This is a genomic window from Mycobacterium sp. NPDC048908, assembly GCF_043197955.1.
GTDB lineage: Bacteria > Actinomycetota > Actinomycetes > Mycobacteriales > Mycobacteriaceae > Mycobacterium.
The window spans coordinates 190987-209450 of record NZ_JBICUE010000003.1; the positions used below are offsets into that span (position 1 = coordinate 190987).

The following is an 18464-nucleotide window of genomic DNA, read 5'->3' on the forward strand; positions in this document are numbered from 1 at the left end:
GCTACTCGCACTCACCATTGCCTGCGGCGGTGACCGCGACGATGACGCCCGCCTGTTGGCCAGGGGTCAGGTCGGCCCACGGAGTGTTGAAGTTTCCGGGACCGGTGAATCCCGGCGCCTGCAGCATTTTCAGGTAGGGCTCCACGAGCGTCTTGGGGTCGGCGGCGTGTTGGCCGTCCATCCACACCTTCGCCGCGTGACAGGCCTGGCCGTATTGAGATTCTGTGGCGTCGGCGGGTACGTCGACCCTGGTGGTGACCCCGCCCGGCGACACGCCGACAGCGCCAGGCTCGGCCGGTTCGGCGGGCAGCGGCGCCAGCTCACTGGTTGGCGTCGGCGACGGCTGCGAGGTCGGCGGCGGCTGCCCGTTGGACGAACAGCCGACAGCGAGGGTCGCCAGAGCCGTGAGCAGCGCGACGCGTTGGAGATACCTGGGCATGCAGCCCAATGTAAGCAACTCCGCTTTGAGGCCTATCGCCAGTTACCCGTCGGCGCCGTCGCTGCCGTGGTTGCTGCCATCGGATCCGCTTCCTTTGCCGCCGGTGCCGCCCTTGCCGTCGGCCGCGCCGAGGCCGTCATGGCCGCCGGCGCCACCGGCCCCGCCGTTCCCGGTGCCGGTGGTGGCGGTGCCGTTGCCGCCGGTACCGCCGGTGCCTGCGTGATAACCGTTGGCCCAGCTGGTGTTTCCGCCCTTGCCGCCGTCACCGCCCGTGCCGGTGCCTGTGCCCGCGGTCCCGTGCCCGCCGTCGCCGCCGTTACCGCCGTTCTGCATCAGCCCACTCGGGCCACCCGAACCGCCGCTTCCGCCGGTCGCGGTGCCGGTCTCGACGGCCGCATCGCCGCCTGAGCCGCCGTTGGCGCCCTGGCCGTCGATGCCGCCGATGCCCGCGTTGCCGCCGTTGCCTCCGGTCGCGGTGCCGGTGGTGGCCTGCGCGCCGCCGCCACCACCGCCGTTGCCTGACGTGCCGTTGAAGATGTTGCTTCCGCCGTTGCCGCCGTCACCGCCAGTGGCATTGCCGGTTCCTGTGGTCGCCGACCCGCCCAGACCGCCGTCGCCGCTGTCGCCTTCGATGCCCAGGCCGCCACCGTTGCCGCCGTTGCCACCGGTGGCGTCGCCGCTGTTGCTCGTCGCTTCCCCGCCCGCGCCGCCGCCGCCTGCCCAGCCGAACAGCGCGCCGGTGTTTCCGCCGTCACCGCCGTCGCCGCCGGTGGCGTGGCCCGACTCGCTGGTGGCCCCGCCGCCCGCGCCGCCGCCGCCGCCGGTACCGGTCCAGACGCTGCTTCCGCCCGCGCCGCCCTGGCCGCCTTGCGCGGTCCCTGTGGTGCTGCTGGCCGTGCCGCCCGCACCGCCGTGACCGGCGTTGCCGAACACCAGGCCGGAGTTGGCGCCCTTGCCGCCGTCCCCGGCGACGACGTCTCCGGTATCGCTAGTCATGCTCGCGCCGGCACCGCCCGATCCGCCGCTGCCGAAAAGGCCCACGCCGCCACCGTTTCCGCCTCGACCGTCGTTGACGCCCTCGACGCCGACACCGCCGTTACCGCCCTGGCCGAGCAGCAGGCCGCCGCGACCGCCGTCTTGACCCGGTGCCCCGTCGGCGCCGCGACCAATCAGCAGACCGCCGTTCTCACCAGGCTTCTCGCCGTTGCTGATGTAGACCTTGACGGTCGCTTTCACCCACTTCTCGAAGGCGGACTGGCCAGGCACCCACCCTTTGGGAGCGGCCGGGTTCGCGGCCGTCGTCACCGGGTCCGTTGCCGGCGACGCCGACGGACCGACCACCATCGCCGACCGGGCGGCAGGTGGATGGTCATGGATGAGCGATTTGGCGAAGTCCGGCAGTCCGAACGTCGGCAGCGAGAGGTTCTGCGGATCGAAAGCGAAGTTCCCGGGATCGAACCCCAGGTTCTGCGGCGCGAACGCCAATACCTGCGTTGCGAACGCGGTGCCGGGGGACAGGCTCGGCGTGACGCAGTCCGGCGTGAGGACCGGTCCCGTCCCGCATGCGAGCGGATCGCCAACGGCGTCGTCGGGGTTCGAGGCGGGCGCTGCTGCAGGTGAAACCGGGGCGGGGGCCGCGCCGCCGCCGACGCCGAGTCCGCCGGAATCCGGCGCCCCGATGGGCTCAGCCACCGCGAACAGCGGATTGGGGGCAGGGCTGGGTTCGACGGCCGCCGCCAAACCGAGGGTCGGCGTACGCGCGTCGGCGTGATCGGTCGAATCAGCGGACCGGTCAAGGAGGTCGAACGCGCCGCCTCCCGCGGCCACGAGCACGCCACCGGTGACCGCGGCGGCGGTGACCAGCGCCTTCCTGCTCGGCTTCGCATGCCGTGAGCGCTTGGCTCGTTGAACCATCCCCTGTGCCCCTTCCACGTCTCGCCCGGCGGCGCTGCGATCTTTACTGGCTAACCAACGCCTAGCGCGGAGCAACAATATGATTAGCACAAAGAAGTCCAGTTTGGGATGGTTATTCCGGCGGTTTCGGTAAATTTCCCAAAACCGGGAGACGGTTTCGCTGAGGCCTTGCCTCGGCCGCCGCGGCGAGTCGATCAGCAAACACGGTCACACTCGAACCGCGGGCCGTTGACGGCTCGGGCGAGGCACCCCGTGCCCGGCGTCGCCGGGCTGACCCGGCGGACCGCGCACTGCGGTGCTCAGACCGACCGCGACTGAAGTGGGCGGAAGCCGTGTGCCACATGCCCACTGGGTGCCGGGCATCGGATTTACCCGTGCGTCGAAACGCGTCGAGATCGGCAGCGATTGGCTGGTTTGGGGGGTGTGTCGACACGGCCTCGCGCCGCGCCGGCGAAGCGTCGCGCTCAGCTAGGCCTTTCGAATGTTCGCAAATTGGACTGTTTGTGATGTAAATCCCTGTCGAGGCGCTTTCCCGAAATGCCGTTCGGCATCGGATCGGGTGATATTGAGGGCAGAAATTGACGGCATCGGCAAATAGCTGGTTGCGAATTCAGCAACGTCAGGCGCCAGCGCGTCGGAGGGGTAGTGAAACCGGTTTACCGATCTTGAGCGCGGGGTTTGCCGAGGCCTGGCTCAGTTCTGCTCACGCCGAGTCGAAAGTGGCTCGCCGATGATACTTCGCTGACCTGGTTCTTTGGCTTCGTCGCGGCCATGGCCGCAGCGGCACGGTCCGCTCGTGCTTCAGCGGCGTGCCACACTCGCATACATGACGAACCGGTTTGAGTGTTGTCGGGCCTGACCGCCGACCATCCGATCCGATCCCGTCATTCCTGGAGCTCTACATGGTTTCCGCACAGCCTGCTGTGTTGCCGTCCGCCATCCCCGCCGTCTCCTCCCCGACGCGCCTGAGGCTGCCGGACCTACTGCAAACGACCGACCGATACGCCGACGGGGTGCTCTCCGGACGGTACGACCATCTGCTGCCTGCAGGCGGCCCGCCCGCCGACGACCGCTGGTTCACGCGGTTGCACGGCGACGATGAACTCGACGTCTGGCTGATCAGCTGGGTGCCGGACCGTTCGACGGAACTGCATGACCACGGCGGCTCGCTGGGTGCGCTGACGGTGCTCTCCGGCGCGCTCGAGGAAACCCGTTGGGACGGTGACCAGTTGCGGCGCAGGCGGTTGAGTGCGGGCGACCAGGCCAGCTTTCCGTTGGGCTGGGTGCACGACGTCGTCTGGGCGCCCGAGCGGAATCTGTCGACGACGGTCACGCCCACACTCAGCGTGCACGCGTACTCACCGCCGCTGACGGCGATGTCGTACTACGAGGTAACTGAGCGAAATATGCTGCGTCGCAAGCGCACCGAACTCACCGACGCTCCGGAGGGGTAATGAGCCGTATCGACAACATCCTCGAAGAAGCGCGCTCGCGGCTGCGCAGGCTGTCGGCGGGCGAGGTGCCCGCGGCGCTCGAGCGCGGCGCAGTGCTGCTCGACATCCGTCCCCAGGCCCAGCGCCAGCGGGAGGGTGACGTGCCCTGCGCGTTGGTGATCGAGCGCAACGTGCTCGAGTGGCGGTGCGACCCGACCAGTGACGCGCGAATCCCACAGGCCGTCGGCGACGATGTCGAATGGGTGGTGCTGTGTTCGGAGGGCTACACCTCGAGCCTGGCCGCGGCGGCGTTGCACGACCTCGGCCTGCACCGCGCCACTGACGTCGTCGGCGGATACCACGCGTTGAAAGCTGAAGGCGTTGTCACTTAGGCGTTTTCGTCATTGGACAGCAGCGGGCGAAGCCTCTCTGTCTTCTCCGGTGTCCACCCCGGCGGCTCCATGATGGCGGCCCACGCGTTGGCGACGTCCTTGACGTAGACGTGGCCATGCCCGTCGGGCACGTCGACGGCGACCGCCATATCGGCGGACACCTGGAGGAACGTGACGATCGGGACCCACTCCATCTGGGGCGACAGGTCGTAGCCGCGGGGTTCTTTGAGCCAATCGGGTTTGGCGAACAGGAGATCGACGTTCCACCAGGCGATCGGATCGGATGCATGCTGCAGGTACACCACCCGGGGATGGCCCCACGGATCGGGGGGCCTGCTGAGATTGTCGGCGCGCGCCGCGAAGCGCGCGTTGTCGCCCTTGTCATAGATCGGCAGCCACATCGGCGACCCGGGGTCGCGGTCACGGGTGAGCTCTTCCCAGATCGTGTTGTTGAAGGTGGGTCCCGAGAACAGCGCGCCGTCGGTGCGGGCGATGAGGTTGTTGAGTGCTAGGAACGGCGCCTCACCGCCGAACGAGCCGAGGCTCTCGCCGAATACGACGAGTTTCGGTCGCTTGCCCTCGGGTCGTTCCTTGACCAATGCGTCGACGGCCTCGAACAGTGCCTGGCCGGCCTGCCGCGCGTTCTCCTTATCGACCAGGAAGGACAGCCAACTCGGCAGGAACGAGTACTGCATCGACACGATCGCGGTGTTGCCGTTGTACATGTACTCCAGCGCAGCGGCTTCCGCCTCGTTGATCCACCCGGTGCCCGTGGTGGTGGCGACGGCGACGACCGCGCGATCAAGGCCGCCTTCACGCCGCAGTTCCTCGGCGGCCAGCTTCGCGGTCGCCTCGATGCCGTCGGCGGAGTGCAGTCCCGCGTATGCGCGAATCGGTTCGGTCGCCGGTTTGCCGTTGAACTTGGTGAGTTCCTCGACCGTCGGGCCCGCGGAAACGAACACCCGACCCTGATGGCCCAGTGATTCCCAGCTTGCCAACGACTCCGGCCCGCCCGAGCGCAACCTCGACGTGGGCGCAGGGAAATCAGGATCGGTTTCGTCGTTGACGGCCGCGAAGGTCTTGTTGATGGTGCTCATCGCGACGCGCGCCACCACACCGTTGAGTAGCGCGATCGTCAGCGCCAGCAACAATCCGACCACGATGACGGCCGAAACCCGGGGCGGCGCAAAACGATCCATCTTGCGGACCAAGAAGCGCACCAATCGTCCTATCAGTTGGCCGATTTCGACCAACAGGAACAGCACGACGATCGAGAGGACGGCGGTCAGCGGATGGTCCCAGAACCCCATACGCGCCACTCCGTTGAGGTCGCGAACGTCGTCCTGCCACACGTGGAACCAGAAGATCATCAGGATCTGGCCGATGACACCGGCGATCACCAGCCCGATCCAGGCCCACCGTGGCGCGGGCGGGCTGGTCTCCTTCGAGCGCATGTAGCGCACCAGCCATACCCCGAATACGCCGAGGCCGTAGCCGATTGCACCGGCGGCGCCGCTGACGATGCCCTGGAACAACGGCCCTCGGGGCAGCAGCGAAGGCGTCAACGACAACCAGATGAATGCCAACCCGATGGCGGTCCCGGTATAGGTGTAGTGCCGTTCCCACCAGGGCTTCTTGGCAGACTCGCGCTGCGGAGGGGCTTGTTCGGTCTTCTCCGCCGTGTCGGTCACGGACGAAAATTTACCGGTGCGTGAAGTTCGGGGGGCGCTTCTCGGTGAACGCATTCATGCCCTCGGTCTGGTCGCTGGTGGCGAACGCTGAGTGGAACACCCTGCGCTCGAAGAGCAATCCCTCGGCGAGTGTGGTTTCGAAGGCGCGGTTGACGGCTTCCTTGGCCATCCGCGACGCCGACAGTGACATGCCCGCAATGGTCTTGGCGACGGCGTTGGCTTCCTCGAGCAATGTGTCCGCGGGCACCACACGGGACACCAGACCTGCGCGCTCGGCCTCCTCGGCGTCCATGTTGCGACCGGTCAGAATCAGGTCCATGGCCTTGGCCTTACCGATCGCGCGGGTGAGTCGCTGCGAGCCACCCATGCCGGGCAGCACACCGAGTTTGATTTCGGGTTGGCCGAATTTCGCGGTATCGGCGGCGATCAGCAGGTCGCACATCATCGCCAGTTCACAACCGCCGCCCAGCGCGTAGCCTGCCACCGCGGCGATGGTGGGGGTGCGGGTCGCGGCGAACTTGCCCCACGCCGCAAAGAAGTCTGAGGAGAACACCTCGGCGAACGACAGTTCGGCCATCTCCTTGATGTCCGCCCCCGCGGCGAACGCCTTCTCGCCGGACCCGGTGACGATGATGGCGCCGATACCCGGATCGTTGTCGAATTCCGCTGCGGCCGCGACGACTTCGTTCATCACCTGGGTGTTGAGGGCGTTGAGCGCCTTCGGCCGGTTCAGCGTGATGGTGCCGACGCGCTCGTCGCGGCTGACGAGGATGGTCTGGTAGCTGGTCATGTGAACTCCAGTTCGCGGTCGGCCGGCGCGAAATAGGCATCGACGTCGGCGGGGGTGACGGCCGCCAATGACGCAGGCGACCACTTCGGGTTGCGATCCTTATCGATGACTTGGGCGCGGATGCCCTCCACTAAATCATGTGAGCGTGACGCGCCGCATGACGTCCGATACTCCTGGCGCAACACGTCTTCCAGGGTGTCGAGCTTGGCGGCGCGGCGGACGGCTTCCAAGGCGACGGACAGGCAAACGGGGGAGCGGGTGGCGATCAGGTTCGCGGCCTCGACGGCGGCGGTGCCGCCGAGCTGACCCGCGGCCTCGCCGCCGTGTTCGTGCAGGGCGGCGACGATGTCGGTCACCGTGTCGCGCGCGTAGCAGTGGTCGATCCAGTCCCGTTGTGCCAGAAACGCACTCGGTGGCGGCTCTTGGGTATAAGAGGCCAGTGCCGCGTCGATACCGTCGGCGACGACCGCGTCCTTGAAGTCGAGTAGTTTGTCGTGAGGCACGAAGTGGTCGGCAAAGCCCATGGCGATCGCGTCGGCGCCGTCGAAATTGGCACCCGTCAGCGCGGCGTGCAGGCCGAGCAGACCCGGTGCACGCGAGAGGATGAGCGTGCCGCCGACGTCAGGGATGAGGCCGATACCGACTTCGGGCATCGCCATCTTCGTGGTGTCGGTGACCACGCGGACGCTGCCGTGAGCGCTGATGCCGACGCCGCCGCCCATCACGATGCCGTCCATCAGCGCGACGTACGGCTTGCTGAAACGGCCGATCCGCGCGTTGAGCAGATATTCGTCGTACCAGAATTTTCTCGCCTCAGACCCGTCGGCGTTGACGCTGTGATAGATCGCGACGATGTCGCCTCCTGCGCACAGGCCACGCTCGCCGGCGCCGGACACCACGACCGCGCGCACACCATCGTCGTGCTCCCAGTCGGCGAGCACCTTCGACATCGCGGTGACCATCGAGTGGGTCAGCGAGTTGATGGCCTTTGGGCGGTTGAGCTCGATAAGGCCGACGCCGCTTTCGACAGTTACTAGGATGTCCTCGTTTTCCGCCACGAGTATGCAATCTAGATCGCCGCCCGCGCTGCGCACGCGCCGGGTAGGGTTTCCTGTGAACTAGCTGGGAGGTTTCTTCGGGAACCGAGAACAGGTAGTGATCGTTGAGAGTGTGTTCGCCAACTTGTCGAACCACAGCACAGGAGAGGAACCGACGGTGCGGGAGACCAGCAACCCGGTATTTCGTTCCCTGCCTAAGACGCAGGGCGGTTATGCACAGTTCGGTACCGGAGCCGCCGGCTACGGTGCACAGGCGGTACACGCCGACCCGTATGCGGGCGCGTACCCGGAGCAGCGGCAGGCGGGTGTTGCCCGGCCGCTGACCATCGACGACGTCGTCACCAAGACGGGCATCACGTTGGGCGTGCTGGCAGCCGTCGCGGTGGCCGCCTACTTCTTGGTCGCGCAGAACATCGGCCTCGCGATGCCTCTGATGATGGTCGGCCTGATCGCCGGCATGGTGCTGCTGCTCATCGGCATCTTCGGCCGCAAGCAGGACAACCCGGGCATCGTGCTGAGCTACGCCGCGTGTGAGGGCTTGGTCGTCGGCACGTTCTCATTCGTGGTCGCGAACTTCATGGTGTCGGGCATCAGTGCAGGCGCGCTGATCAGCCAGGCGATCGTCGGTACCTTCGGCGTGTTCTTCGGCATGTTGGTCGTCTACAAGACCGGCGCCATCCGCGTGACGCCCAAGTTCACTCGCTTCCTGGTGGCGGCAGGCTTCGGCGCCGTCGTGCTGATGCTGGTGAACCTGGTGGTCGGCTTGTTCACCCACAGCGCCGGACCGCTGCGCGACGGTGGCCCGCTGGCCATCCTGTTCTCGCTTCTGATGATCGGCCTCGCGGCGTTCTTCTTCCTGTCTGATTTCGATCAGGCCGATCAGCTGATTCGCGCAGGTGCGCCGGAGAAGGCGGCATGGGGTGTCGCGCTCGGCCTGACCGTGACGCTGGTCTGGCTGTACCTGGAGATCCTGCGGCTGTTGTCCTACTTCAACAGCAGCAACTAGCTACCCGGCGAGAGAAGGGGCGTCCACGAATGTGGGCGCCCTTTTTCATTGGCTCGGTCTGGCTCGGATTGGCGCGGGCTCGGCCGCCGAGACTGCTCACAGATCCAAATTCGTCCACAGATTGCGATCTGTGCGCAGTCTCGAGGGGGATAGACGAGCGAGAGTCGACTCATGAAAATGGTCGACAAGCCGTTCGTCGGTAGTGAGGCGATAGCGGCCGGAGTGCTTCGAAAGCATGAACTCCGCACGCGTTATCGGGCGGAGTTCCCAGATGTCTACGTTCACAAGGACGCCGTGTTGACGACCGCGCAGCGTGCGCGGGCGGGGTGGTTGTATACGCACCGACAGGGCGTCATTGCGGGGGTGACGGCGTCGGCGCTGCACGGCGCGAAGTGGGTCGACGCCCACTTGCCGATCGAGCTGATCTGGTCGAACTACCGTCGTCCGCGCGGACTTCGCACCTATGGTATGCGGCTTCTCTCAACAGAATCCGCCTATTACACCGACATGCGTATCACCACGGTTGAACGCACAGCCTTCGACATCGGCCGCAGAGGCCGGCTCGACGATGCGGTCGCCCGCCTCGATGCGCTCGGAAATGCCGCGGGCCTCAAGGCGAATGAGGTGCTTGCCGTTGCCGCCCAGCATCCCGGTGCCCGAGGCGTTCGCCAGCTGCGTGCAGCGCTCGACCTCTACGACCCTGGCGCACAATCACCGAAGGAAACGTGGTTGCGGCTGTTGATGATTCGAGCTGGTTACCCTCGACCGCAGACACAGATTCCGGTGCTGAGCCCGGACGGCTGCCGGTGGTACTACCTCGACACGGGCTGGGCGGACATCAAGCTCGCTGCCGAGTACGACGGGGAACAGCATCGCAAAGATCCTGAGCAGTATGCGTACGACATCCGCCGGTCAGAGGATCTCGACGTCCTTGGCTGGACCCGGATCCGGGTCGTCAAACGCCACGACGAAGCCGACGTCTTGCGTCGACTCGACCGCGCGTGGCGCTCGAAACTGCGGACAGACACGAAATCTCGTGAAATCGCGATCTCACCGCAGTCTCGGCGACGAACGCGCGACGAACGCGAAGGAAACTAGCTGAGCCGCTCGATGATCATCGCCATGCCCTGGCCGCCGCCGACGCACATGGTCTCCAGGCCGAACTGCTTGTCGTGGGTCTGCAGATTGTTCAGCAGGGTGGCGGTGATCCGAGCGCCGGTCATGCCGAACGGGTGTCCCAGCGCGATCGCGCCGCCGGACACGTTGAGCTTGTCGAGATCCATGCCCAACTCGCGGGCCGAACCGAGCACCTGTACGGCGAACGCCTCGTTGATCTCGTAGAGGTCGATGTCGTCGATCGTCATCTGAGCGTTGGCCAACGCCTTCCGCGTCGCCTCGATGGGACCCAGCCCCATGATCTCCGGCGACAACCCGGACACTCCCGTCGCGACGATGCGCGCCAACGGCGTCAGCCCCAACTCGCGGGCCTTGGCATCCGACATCACGATCACCGCCGCAGCGCCGTCGTTCAGCGGACACGCGTTGCCCGCGGTGACCGTGCCGTTGGGCCGGAACACCGGCTTCAACTGCGAAACCGCCTCGTAGGTGGTGCCTGCGCGCGGCCCGTCGTCCTTGGCGACCGTCGACCCGTCAGGCAGCGTCACCGGCACGATCTCGCGCTCGAAAAAGCCGCTCTTGATGGCTTCTTCGGCACGATTCTGGCTGCGCACGCCCCAGTGGTCCTGTTCCTCGCGACTGATGCGGGTGAGCAGCGCGACGTTCTCCGCGGTCTGGCCCATCGCGATGTAGACGTCGGGCAGCAGTCCGTCCTGACGTGGATCGTGCCATTCGTCCGCGCCGGCCGACGCCTGCACCGAACGTTGCTCGGCGTCGGCGAACACCGGGTTGTGTGAATCGGGCCAGCCGTCCGAAGTTCCCTTCGGAAAACGCGAAACCGTCTCCACCCCAGCGGAAATGAACGCGCTACCCTCGCCGGCCTTGATCGCGTGGAACGCCATCCGGGTGGTCTGCAGCGACGACGAGCAGTACCGGTTCACGGTGGTGCCCGGCAGGAAGTCGTAGCCCAACTCGACAGCCACGGCGCGACCGATGTTGAAGCCGGCCTCGCCGCCGGGCTGCCCGCAGCCCATGATCAGGTCGTCGATGTCGCGGGGGTCGAGCGCAGGCACCCTGTCCAGCGCGGCGCGCACCATCTGCGCGGCCAGGTCGTCGGGCCGCATCTCGACCAGTGAACCCTTACCGGCGCGGCCGATCGGCGAACGGGCGGTCGAAACGATCACGGCTTCAGTCATGACGGCTCCTCGGTATCGAGTGGATACCAGAAAACCTAGCTGGCGGACACCACGACGGGTGCGGGCACCCCAGTCGACCGACGCCACAGCCTGCTGATGTTGCCCATCCGAGCCAGCAGTGAACCGTGTTGGGCCGTCCGCGCCTCGAGCGCGTCGTCGGTCACCGGGTGACCGATGAAGTCTGCCAACGCGTTACCGAGCGCGGGCAGTAGCTGCTTGGCCGCCAGCGCGTATCCCGCGGCCGACGGGTGGAACATGTCGTGGGAGAACAACACGTCCGGCTTCTTGCGGAACTCCGGCGCCAGCAGATCGGAGAACGGGACGGGCACGCCGCCGGCCGAGCGGATTTCCGCGGCTTGCGCGCGGGCCAACCGCAACCCGCGACTGTGGGCCACCCAACGCAACGGTTGTGGAATCGCGGTGATGACACCGAAGTCCGGACAGGTGCCGACCACCACGACGGCCCCGCTGGCACGCAATCGGCGCACGGCCGTGCCGACCCGGCGGGCCGACGGTCCGATGCCGTTGGGCTTGGTGATGTCGTTTGCTCCGATCATGATGACGGCCGCGTCGGGCGGTGGGCCCGCCACGAACATCGCGTCGATCTGTCCCGACAACCCTTTCGACGTCGCGCCGACGATCGCTTTTGTGCTCAACCTCACACGCCTGCCGGATTCTTCGGCGAGTCCGCGCGCAAGCAGCACGCCGGGCAATTCGTCGGGGTGCTCGCAGCCGTAACCGACGGCGGTCGAGTCGCCGAAGATCATCAGGTGCAGGTCGAACGGAACTCCGCGATGCCATCGCTCGACCGGCCCGCCGCCCGGTGAGTACACGCCGTCCGCCCGCGGCGGGATGTCCCATGACTTCGGTATCACGCGTCGTGCCTGGTCAGCCTGTCCGGTCAGCAGGTTGCGAGCCCCGATATAAGCGGAGCCTGTCGACGCCAGGCCGGCCGCCGCCGCAAGGGCGATGGTCGATCGACGCCCCACACGAATGCGCACAGCACAAGTTTATGTGGGAATTGCGGGACTCTCCGCGTGGCGGACAGGATCGGCGATCACATTGCGGTATCAAGTCCGGTATCGATTTTGACAAGTTCGTTGTTTGAATGGATATAGGGTGTCAAGCTAACCGTGTTGGGTTAGCTCAGTTAATTCTTGAACACCCCGGCACTGCGATGGCGTAGGAGTGGTGGCGATGACGGCACCGAGTAAGGTAAGTCCAACGACGCACGCTGGCGTCAGCCCAGCTAGCTCACGTAAACCGCGCAAGTTTCCGGTCAGCGACGGCGCGCCCGTTGAGTTCGTCGAAGACGGTCCAAGCCTCGCGGGACGGCTGACTGCGCTGGCCGCTCTGCTAACTATCCGGCCGACGCTAGCAATCGGCAGCTATGCGCCCCGGCTGCCGTGGCCATGGGGTTTGGTCGATTTCGTGTCCCGCGTGATGCGGCCCGCTCCCGGGACGGTCCGCGCCACCATTTCTTTGCCGAACTGCACTGCGCAGTTGGTGCGCGCCGCAGGCGTGCTTCCCGCCGACGGCAAGCGAAGCGTGATCCTGTACATGCACGGTGGCGCGTTTCTCACCTGCGGGGTGCACTCGCACGGCAGGCTCGTGACCGCCCTGTCGAAGTACGCCGACAGCCCGGTGCTCGTCGTCAATTACCGGATGATCCCGAAGCATTCGGTCGGCATGGCGATCGACGACTGCTACGAGGCATACAAGTGGTTGCGCCTGCGCGGCTACGAGCCCGACCAGATCGTGCTGGCCGGTGACTCCGCCGGTGGCTATCTGGCGCTGGTGCTGGCCGAGCGGTTGCAGCAGGAAGGTCTGGCCACCGAATCGCCCGCGGCCATCGTCACCATGTCGCCGTTGTTCGAAATCGACAACGAGACGCGGGCCAACCACCCGAACATCCGCACCGATGCGATGTTCCCGCCCAAGGCATTTCACGCTCTTGTCGAGCTCATCGAGCAAGCCGCGGAACGGCACATTGTCGACGGCAAGCCCGAAGAGGTCTACGAACCGCTCGACCACATCGAGCCGGGGCTTCCGCGCACATTGATTCATGTGTCCGGCTCGGAGGTTCTTGTCAGCGACGCCCGCAAGGCCGCCCACATGCTTGCCGCCGCCGGAGTGCCCGTCGAGGTCCGGGTCTGGCCGGGACAGATGCACGTCTTCCAGTTGGCCGCGCCGATGGTCTCCGAGGCCAGCCGGTCGCTGAAGCAGATCGGCGACTACATCCGAGAGGCCACCTGGTAGCCGATGGACGGGCCTGAGACGATGGTCGTATGCGCATCGCCAGGCACGTCAGTGAGCTCATCGGCAACACCCCTCTGGTACAGCTGAACTCTGTTGTGCCGCAAGGCGCGGGCACGGTCGCGGCCAAGATCGAATACCTCAACCCCGGCGGCAGCGCCAAAGACCGCATCGCGATCAAGATGATCGACGCCGCGGAGGCCAGCGGCGAACTGCGGCCGGGCGGCACGATCGTGGAACCGACCTCCGGCAACACCGGCGTCGGGCTGGCCCTTGTCGCCCAGCAGCGCGGCTACAAGTGCATCTTCGTCTGCCCTGACAAGGTCAGCGAGGACAAGCAGAACGTGCTGCGCGCCTATGGCGCCGATGTCGTGGTGTGCCCGACGGCGGTACCGCCCGACCACCCCGACAGTTACTACAGCGTGTCCAACCGACTCGTCGAGGAGATCGACGGCGCGTGGAAACCCGACCAGTACTCCAACCCGATGGGGCCCGCCAGCCACTACGAGACCACGGGACCCGAGATCTGGGCCGACACCGAGGGCAAGGTCACCCACTTCGTCGCGGGCGTCGGCACCGGCGGCACCATCACCGGCGCCGGCCGCTACCTCAAGGAGGTGTCCGGCGGGAAAGTGCGCATCGTCGGCGTCGACCCGGAGGGATCGGTGTATTCCGGCGGCACCGGCCGGCCGTATCTGGTGGAGGGCGTCGGCGAGGATTTCTGGCCGTCGGCATACGACCCCACCGTGCCGGACGAGATCATCGCGGTTTCCGACGCCGACTCGTTCGAGATGACCCGCAGGCTGGCGCGGGAGGAAGCGCTTCTGGTCGGCGGCTCCTGCGGCATGGCGGTCGTCGCCGCGGTCAAGGTGGCCGAAACGGCCGGCCCCGACGCTGTGGTGGTGGTTCTGCTGCCCGATGGCGGAAGAGGTTATCTCTCAAAGATTTTCAACGATGACTGGATGTCCTCCTACGGTTTCCTGCGTACCCGTCTGGACGGCTCGGTAGAGGAGACGACCGTCGGCGACATCCTGCGCGGGAAGTCGGGCGCGCTGCCTGACCTGGTGCACACGCATCCGTCGGAGACGGTGCGCGACGCAATCGGCATCCTGCGCGAGTACGGCGTGTCGCAGATGCCGGTCGTCGGTGCGGAACCCCCGGTGATGGCGGGCGAGGTCGCGGGCAGCGTGTCGGAACGCGAACTGCTCTCCGCGGTGTTCGAGGGCCGCGCGAAACTCGCCGACGCCGTCGCACAGCACATGAGCCCGGCGCTGCCGTTGATCGGTGCGGGTGAACTGGTCAGCACCGCGGCCAAGACGCTGCGCGAATGTGATGCGGTGATGGTGGTCGAAGAGGGCAAACCCGTTGGCGTCCTGACCCGGCACGACCTACTGGGTTTCCTGTCCGACGGCGTCATGCGTCGATAGCGACGCGATTCGTGCGGGTCATCGGACCGCGCGCGTGTCCAAGATCAACTTCCGCAGGGAAAGCCCTGTTATCGGGGACTTTCCAGGTTAGGGTAGGCACGCTCGTTGCCAGCTAATCCACCCTGGAAGGCGTCCATGACCGATCAACCGCCACCGCCCCCTGGTAACTACCCGCCCCCGCCTCCACCTCCGCCCGGCGGGTATCCGCCTCCGCCGCCGCCACAGGGTGGTGGCTACCCGCCGCCCCCGTCCGGTGGTGGCTACCAAGCACCGCCGCAGGCCGCGATGGCGTATCCGCCACCAGCTTCCGCCGGGCCCGTGCTGCCGAAGGAGGCCTACACCCCGTGGGGCACGCGGGTGTTGGCGTGGCTGATCGACTTCATCCCGTTGGCGATACTCGAGGGCATCGGCTGGGGGCTGCTGCTCGGCACCCAGCAAACTGCCTGCATCACAGACAATTCCGAGTACGACCTCGGCGAATTCTGCGCGACGGGCGCGTCGACGCTCGGTCAGATCTCGATCGTCGTCACCGCGATCATCGCACTGGCCTACTGGATCTGGAATCTCGGTTATCGGCAGGGCACAACTGGCTCGAGCATCGGCAAGTCGATCATGAAATTCAAGATCGTCAACGAAAAGACTGGACAGCCAGTCGGTTTCGGAATGTCGGTGCTACGTGAGGTCATCTACTGGGTGGCCGCGGGCCTGTGCTTCGGTGTGCTGTGGCTGGTCGCAGTTTTGTTCCCGCTCTGGGATGTGAAGCGGCAGACTCTGGTTGACAAGATCCTCACCCACGTTGCCCTGCCGATCTAGCTCGAAAGCCGAAGAACGTCATGACTGATCAGCCACCTCCGCCCGGCGGCTATCCACCGCCGCCCCCTCCCGGGGGCCATCCACCACCGTCCCCTCCCGGGGGCCATCCACCACCGTCCCCTCCCGGGGGCCATCCACCACCGTCCCCTCCCGGGGGCTACCCACCTCCTGGCGGCTATCCACCGCCGCCTCCGCGGCCTGGAGGCGGTTACCCGCCGCCACCTCCGCCGGGCGGTTACCCGCCGCCACCTCCGCCGGGCGGCTACCCGCCACCGCCCGGGTCTGGCGGTTACCCGCCACCACCTCCACCGGGCGGCTATCCGCCACCACCGTCCGGGCCGGGCAGCTATCCACCGCCAGGTCCGCCCGGCGGTTACGCCCCGCCGCCTCCTCAAGGGGGCGGCTATCCCGGCTACGGGACTGCGCCGCAGGTGAGCATTGGTGAGGGTTTCTCCTGGGCGTGGAACAAGTTCACCGCCAACGCGGTTCCGCTGATCGTCGCGACGCTGATCTTCGGCGTGATCGTCGGCATCCTCTACGGGATCATCTACGGGTTGGCGTTCGCCCTCGCCCCGTCCGGCGCAACCACATACGACTCGTCGGGAAGTGGTTTCGAGTACTCCACCAGCGTGTCGTTCGGCGTCGCGAGCATCATCGTTCTGGTGATCGGGCTGCTGCTGATGTTCGTCGTCGTTGCCGCGCTTCAGTCCGCGTACCTGGGGGGAATCTTCGATATCGCCAACGGTCAACCGGTGACGATCGGGTCGTTCCTCAAGCCGCGGAACGTCGGCAATGTGATTGTGGCGACGCTGATCATCGGCGTTCTCACAGCGATCGGGTACGCGCTGTGCATTCTGCCGGGGCTTGCGGTGGCTTTCCTCACCTTCTTCGCGGTGATCGCTCTGCTCGACCGGAACCTGTCCGCGATCGACGGGATCAAGACCAGCTTCGAGGTGGTCAAGGCCAACTTCGTGCCGACGCTGCTCACCTGGCTGTCGTGCGCAGCCATCGCGGTCGTGGGCGCACTGGTGTGCTTCGTCGGCTTGTTCGTCGCCGTTCCGGTGGCGGCGCTGCTCCAGGTGTACGCGTGGCGTCGCCTCAGCGGCGGAGAGGTAGCGGCGCTCAACCCGCAACCGCTGCCACCCGGCCCACCGCAGCAGTTCGGTCCACCCGCGCAGTAGCTGTTCGTCGGAAGGCGCGGCCCTCCCAGGGGCAGCGCCTTCCGACGTTGTTCACGCTCCACGGCTCTATGACCGAAGACCGGCCGATCCCGTCGCTGCCTGTGCCCGCCGACGCCCTCACCCCCTGGTTCACCCGGGTGGTGGCCTTCGTCATCGATTGGGCGCCAATCATTCTGGTCTGGGCGACGCCGTTGGTGGTCATGCTCGCCGCCGGTGACACCCAGTGCATCAGTAGCGTCTACTTCGGCGCCAGGGAACCTCGCTGCTCCTCGGGGATACACCACTTCTGGACCGGCTTTCTCGGTTTCGCGCTGCTGCTCGTTGTCGCCTATCCGCTGTGGAACAACGGCTATCGCCAGGGCACGACGGGCCAGAGCATCGGCAAAACGTTGATGAGATTCCGGGTGGTCAGCGAAAAGAATTGGCAACCAATCGGTTTCTGGCGATCAGTGCTACGCCAGCTTGCCCACAACATCGACCTCGCGGTCTGCTACCTCGGCTACCTGCTGCCGCTGGTGGACAAGAAGCGGCAGACCATCGCTGACAAGATCTTCGGCACTGTCTGCGTGCCGGTGCAGCAACCGCTCAGCGGAAGGCGCTGACACCGGTCAACGCCTCCCCGATGACCAACTGGTGCACCTCCGACGTGCCCTCGTAGGTCAGCACAGATTCCAGATTGTTCGCGTGCCGAATGACCGGGTACTCGAGCGTGATTCCGTTGGCACCCAACAATGTTCGGCATTCACGCGCGATCTGGATCGCTTCGCGGACATTGTTGAGCTTGCCGAAGCTGACCTGCTCGGGACGGATCCTGCCGTCGTCTTTGAGCCGCCCGAGATGCAGCGCCAACAACTGCGCCTTGCCGAGTTCCACTGCCATGTCGGCGATCTTGGCCTGTGTCAACTGGTATCCGGCGAGCGGCTTGTCGAACACCTCGCGGGTGCCGACGTAGTCCAGCGTGGTCTGCAGGCAGTCGCGCGCGGCGCCGACACTGCCGAACACGATGCCGAACCGCGCCTCAGACAGGCAGCTCAGCGGGCCCTTGAGGCCCGACGCCTCTGGCAGCTGAGCATCGGCAGGCAGTCGGACGTCGTCGAAATGCAGTTCAGAGGTCACCGACGCCCGCAACGAGAGCTTGTGCGTCATGTCTCGCGTCGAGAAGCCCGGCGTGCCCGCGGGCACGAGGAAACCGACGATGCCCTCCTTGGAGCGGGCCCACACGATCGCGACGTCGGCGACCGAACCGTTGGTGATCCACATCTTGGAACCGTTGAGAATCCAATCCGAGCCGTCGCGACGGGCGGTGGTGCGCATACCGCCGGGATTGGAACCGAAATCGGGTTCGGTCAGCCCGAAGCAGCCGATGACGTCGCCGGTGGCCATGGCCGGCAGCCACTGGTTGCGCTGCTCCTCGCTGCCCCAGCGGTGGATTGCGAACATCGCCAGCGACCCCTGCACCGAGACCAGGCTGCGCAGACCCGAATCAACCGCTTCGAGCTCCTGGCACACCAGGCCGTATGCCGTCGCCGTCGAGCCACCGCAGCCGTAGCCCGACAGGTGCATCCCCAGCACGCCGAGTTTTCCTAGGTCGGCGGCCAGCTCACGGACCGGGACCTCTCCAGCCTCGAACCACTCCGCGACGTGCGGGCGCAGCCGCTGTTCGCCGAATCGGCGCACCGTCTGCCGTAGCTCGATGTCTTCGGGAGTCAGCAGCGAGTCGAGGTCGAGCAGGTCTTCAACGCGGGTAGCCAT

The 18464-nt window shown here is 66.4% G+C and carries 17 protein-coding genes; 9 read left to right on the plus strand and 8 right to left on the minus strand.

What is annotated here, in order from left to right; translation table 11 throughout:
* Nucleotide 1 precedes the first annotated feature (1 nt).
* Together ACGFK1_RS09815 and ACGFK1_RS09820 are read right to left on the minus strand one after the other, a co-directional pair.
* Nucleotides 2–439 (minus strand): lipoprotein LpqV, encoded by a 438-nt coding sequence (locus ACGFK1_RS09815; protein ID WP_393428069.1) that lies wholly within the window; start codon nucleotides 437–439, stop codon nucleotides 2–4.
* 42 nt (nucleotides 440–481) lie between these two features.
* Complete coding sequence (locus ACGFK1_RS09820; RefSeq protein WP_393428070.1) at nucleotides 482–2353, minus strand: hypothetical protein; 1872 nt, start codon at nucleotides 2351–2353, stop codon at nucleotides 482–484.
* A 902-nt stretch (nucleotides 2354–3255) separates the two neighbouring features.
* Here ACGFK1_RS09820 and ACGFK1_RS09825 point away from each other — a divergent pair.
* Nucleotides 3256–3807: a cysteine dioxygenase gene (locus ACGFK1_RS09825; RefSeq protein WP_393428071.1), complete on the plus strand. Its 552-nt coding sequence runs from the start codon at nucleotides 3256–3258 to the stop codon at nucleotides 3805–3807.
* Nucleotides 3807–4178 (plus strand): rhodanese-like domain-containing protein, encoded by a 372-nt coding sequence (locus ACGFK1_RS09830; RefSeq protein WP_393428072.1) that lies wholly within the window; start codon nucleotides 3807–3809, stop codon nucleotides 4176–4178. Before ACGFK1_RS09825 ends, ACGFK1_RS09830 begins: the two co-directional genes overlap by 1 nt.
* Here ACGFK1_RS09830 and ACGFK1_RS09835 read toward each other — a convergent pair.
* The 3 genes from ACGFK1_RS09835 to ACGFK1_RS09845 are packed head-to-tail and all read right to left on the minus strand — an operon-like array spanning nucleotide 4175 to nucleotide 7717.
* The gene (locus tag ACGFK1_RS09835) at nucleotides 4175–5923 is read right to left on the minus strand and encodes an alpha/beta hydrolase (protein ID WP_393428073.1); all 1749 of its coding nucleotides are present in this window, start codon (nucleotides 5921–5923) and stop codon (nucleotides 4175–4177) included. The two genes, ACGFK1_RS09830 and ACGFK1_RS09835, sit on opposite strands and share 4 nt — an antisense overlap.
* Complete coding sequence (locus tag ACGFK1_RS09840) at nucleotides 5880–6659, minus strand: enoyl-CoA hydratase (protein WP_393428074.1); 780 nt, start codon at nucleotides 6657–6659, stop codon at nucleotides 5880–5882. The genes ACGFK1_RS09835 and ACGFK1_RS09840 overlap by 44 nt, the downstream gene beginning before the upstream one ends.
* The gene (locus tag ACGFK1_RS09845; protein WP_393428075.1) at nucleotides 6656–7717 is read right to left on the minus strand and encodes an enoyl-CoA hydratase/isomerase family protein; all 1062 of its coding nucleotides are present in this window, start codon (nucleotides 7715–7717) and stop codon (nucleotides 6656–6658) included. Before ACGFK1_RS09845 ends, ACGFK1_RS09840 begins: the two co-directional genes overlap by 4 nt.
* A gap of 157 nt (nucleotides 7718–7874) precedes the next feature.
* On the opposite strand from ACGFK1_RS09845, the gene ACGFK1_RS09850 reads away from it, so the two are divergent.
* Together ACGFK1_RS09850 and ACGFK1_RS09855 are read left to right on the plus strand one after the other, a co-directional pair.
* Entirely contained in the window at nucleotides 7875–8723 is an 849-nt protein-coding gene (locus ACGFK1_RS09850) for a Bax inhibitor-1/YccA family protein (protein ID WP_393428456.1), read from the plus strand.
* A gap of 177 nt (nucleotides 8724–8900) precedes the next feature.
* Entirely contained in the window at nucleotides 8901–9821 is a 921-nt protein-coding gene (locus ACGFK1_RS09855; protein WP_393428457.1) for a hypothetical protein, read from the plus strand.
* Here ACGFK1_RS09855 and ACGFK1_RS09860 read toward each other — a convergent pair.
* Both ACGFK1_RS09860 and ACGFK1_RS09865 read right to left on the minus strand, forming a co-directional pair.
* Nucleotides 9818–11035 carry an acetyl-CoA C-acetyltransferase gene (locus ACGFK1_RS09860; protein WP_393428076.1) on the minus strand — a complete coding sequence of 406 codons (1218 nt, stop codon included), beginning with the start codon at nucleotides 11033–11035 and terminating at the stop codon, nucleotides 9818–9820. The two genes, ACGFK1_RS09855 and ACGFK1_RS09860, sit on opposite strands and share 4 nt — an antisense overlap.
* Before the next feature lie 35 nt (nucleotides 11036–11070).
* Nucleotides 11071–12036, minus strand: coding sequence for an SGNH/GDSL hydrolase family protein (locus ACGFK1_RS09865; RefSeq protein WP_393428077.1), 966 nt, complete (start codon nucleotides 12034–12036; stop codon nucleotides 11071–11073).
* A gap of 196 nt (nucleotides 12037–12232) precedes the next feature.
* Between ACGFK1_RS09865 and ACGFK1_RS09870 the strand changes: the two genes are divergently transcribed.
* From ACGFK1_RS09870 to ACGFK1_RS09890, 5 genes are all read left to right on the plus strand, one after another.
* Nucleotides 12233–13294 (plus strand): alpha/beta hydrolase, encoded by a 1062-nt coding sequence (locus ACGFK1_RS09870; protein WP_393428078.1) that lies wholly within the window; start codon nucleotides 12233–12235, stop codon nucleotides 13292–13294.
* Nucleotides 13295–13323: 29 nt separating this feature from the next.
* Complete coding sequence (locus ACGFK1_RS09875; protein ID WP_393428079.1) at nucleotides 13324–14718, plus strand: cystathionine beta-synthase; 1395 nt, start codon at nucleotides 13324–13326, stop codon at nucleotides 14716–14718.
* 135 nt (nucleotides 14719–14853) lie between these two features.
* Nucleotides 14854–15531, plus strand: a complete 678-nt coding sequence (locus ACGFK1_RS09880; protein ID WP_393428080.1) for an RDD family protein — start codon at nucleotides 14854–14856, stop codon at nucleotides 15529–15531.
* A gap of 20 nt (nucleotides 15532–15551) precedes the next feature.
* Nucleotides 15552–16712, plus strand: coding sequence for a hypothetical protein (locus ACGFK1_RS09885; protein WP_393428081.1), 1161 nt, complete (start codon nucleotides 15552–15554; stop codon nucleotides 16710–16712).
* A gap of 68 nt (nucleotides 16713–16780) precedes the next feature.
* The gene (locus tag ACGFK1_RS09890) at nucleotides 16781–17314 is read left to right on the plus strand and encodes an RDD family protein (RefSeq protein WP_393428082.1); all 534 of its coding nucleotides are present in this window, start codon (nucleotides 16781–16783) and stop codon (nucleotides 17312–17314) included.
* Here ACGFK1_RS09890 and ACGFK1_RS09895 read toward each other — a convergent pair.
* Complete coding sequence (locus ACGFK1_RS09895) at nucleotides 17298–18464, minus strand: acyl-CoA dehydrogenase family protein (protein ID WP_393428083.1); 1167 nt, start codon at nucleotides 18462–18464, stop codon at nucleotides 17298–17300. The genes ACGFK1_RS09890 and ACGFK1_RS09895 overlap by 17 nt on opposite strands.

What these genes read in the sequence shown, in the direction of transcription:
- ACGFK1_RS09840 (WP_393428074.1), bottom strand. Translation starts at nt 6,659, where the DNA reads ATGACCAGCTACCAGACCATCCTCGTCAGCCGCGACGAGCGCGTCGGC.
- ACGFK1_RS09875 (WP_393428079.1), top strand. Translation starts at nt 13,324, where the DNA reads ATGCGCATCGCCAGGCACGTCAGTGAGCTCATCGGCAACACCCCTCTG.
- ACGFK1_RS09835 (WP_393428073.1), bottom strand. Translation starts at nt 5,923, where the DNA reads ATGCGTTCACCGAGAAGCGCCCCCCGAACTTCACGCACCGGTAAATTT.
- ACGFK1_RS09825 (WP_393428071.1), top strand. Translation starts at nt 3,256, where the DNA reads ATGGTTTCCGCACAGCCTGCTGTGTTGCCGTCCGCCATCCCCGCCGTC.
- ACGFK1_RS09820 (WP_393428070.1), bottom strand. Translation starts at nt 2,353, where the DNA reads ATGGTTCAACGAGCCAAGCGCTCACGGCATGCGAAGCCGAGCAGGAAG.
- ACGFK1_RS09870 (WP_393428078.1), top strand. Translation starts at nt 12,233, where the DNA reads ATGACGGCACCGAGTAAGGTAAGTCCAACGACGCACGCTGGCGTCAGC.
- ACGFK1_RS09855 (WP_393428457.1), top strand. Translation starts at nt 8,901, where the DNA reads ATGGTCGACAAGCCGTTCGTCGGTAGTGAGGCGATAGCGGCCGGAGTG.
- ACGFK1_RS09890 (WP_393428082.1), top strand. Translation starts at nt 16,781, where the DNA reads ATGACCGAAGACCGGCCGATCCCGTCGCTGCCTGTGCCCGCCGACGCC.
- ACGFK1_RS09815 (WP_393428069.1), bottom strand. Translation starts at nt 439, where the DNA reads ATGCCCAGGTATCTCCAACGCGTCGCGCTGCTCACGGCTCTGGCGACC.
- ACGFK1_RS09860 (WP_393428076.1), bottom strand. Translation starts at nt 11,035, where the DNA reads ATGACTGAAGCCGTGATCGTTTCGACCGCCCGTTCGCCGATCGGCCGC.
- ACGFK1_RS09830 (WP_393428072.1), top strand. Translation starts at nt 3,807, where the DNA reads ATGAGCCGTATCGACAACATCCTCGAAGAAGCGCGCTCGCGGCTGCGC.
- ACGFK1_RS09895 (WP_393428083.1), bottom strand. Translation starts at nt 18,464, where the DNA reads ATGGCTACCCGCGTTGAAGACCTGCTCGACCTCGACTCGCTGCTGACT.
- ACGFK1_RS09880 (WP_393428080.1), top strand. Translation starts at nt 14,854, where the DNA reads ATGACCGATCAACCGCCACCGCCCCCTGGTAACTACCCGCCCCCGCCT.
- ACGFK1_RS09885 (WP_393428081.1), top strand. Translation starts at nt 15,552, where the DNA reads ATGACTGATCAGCCACCTCCGCCCGGCGGCTATCCACCGCCGCCCCCT.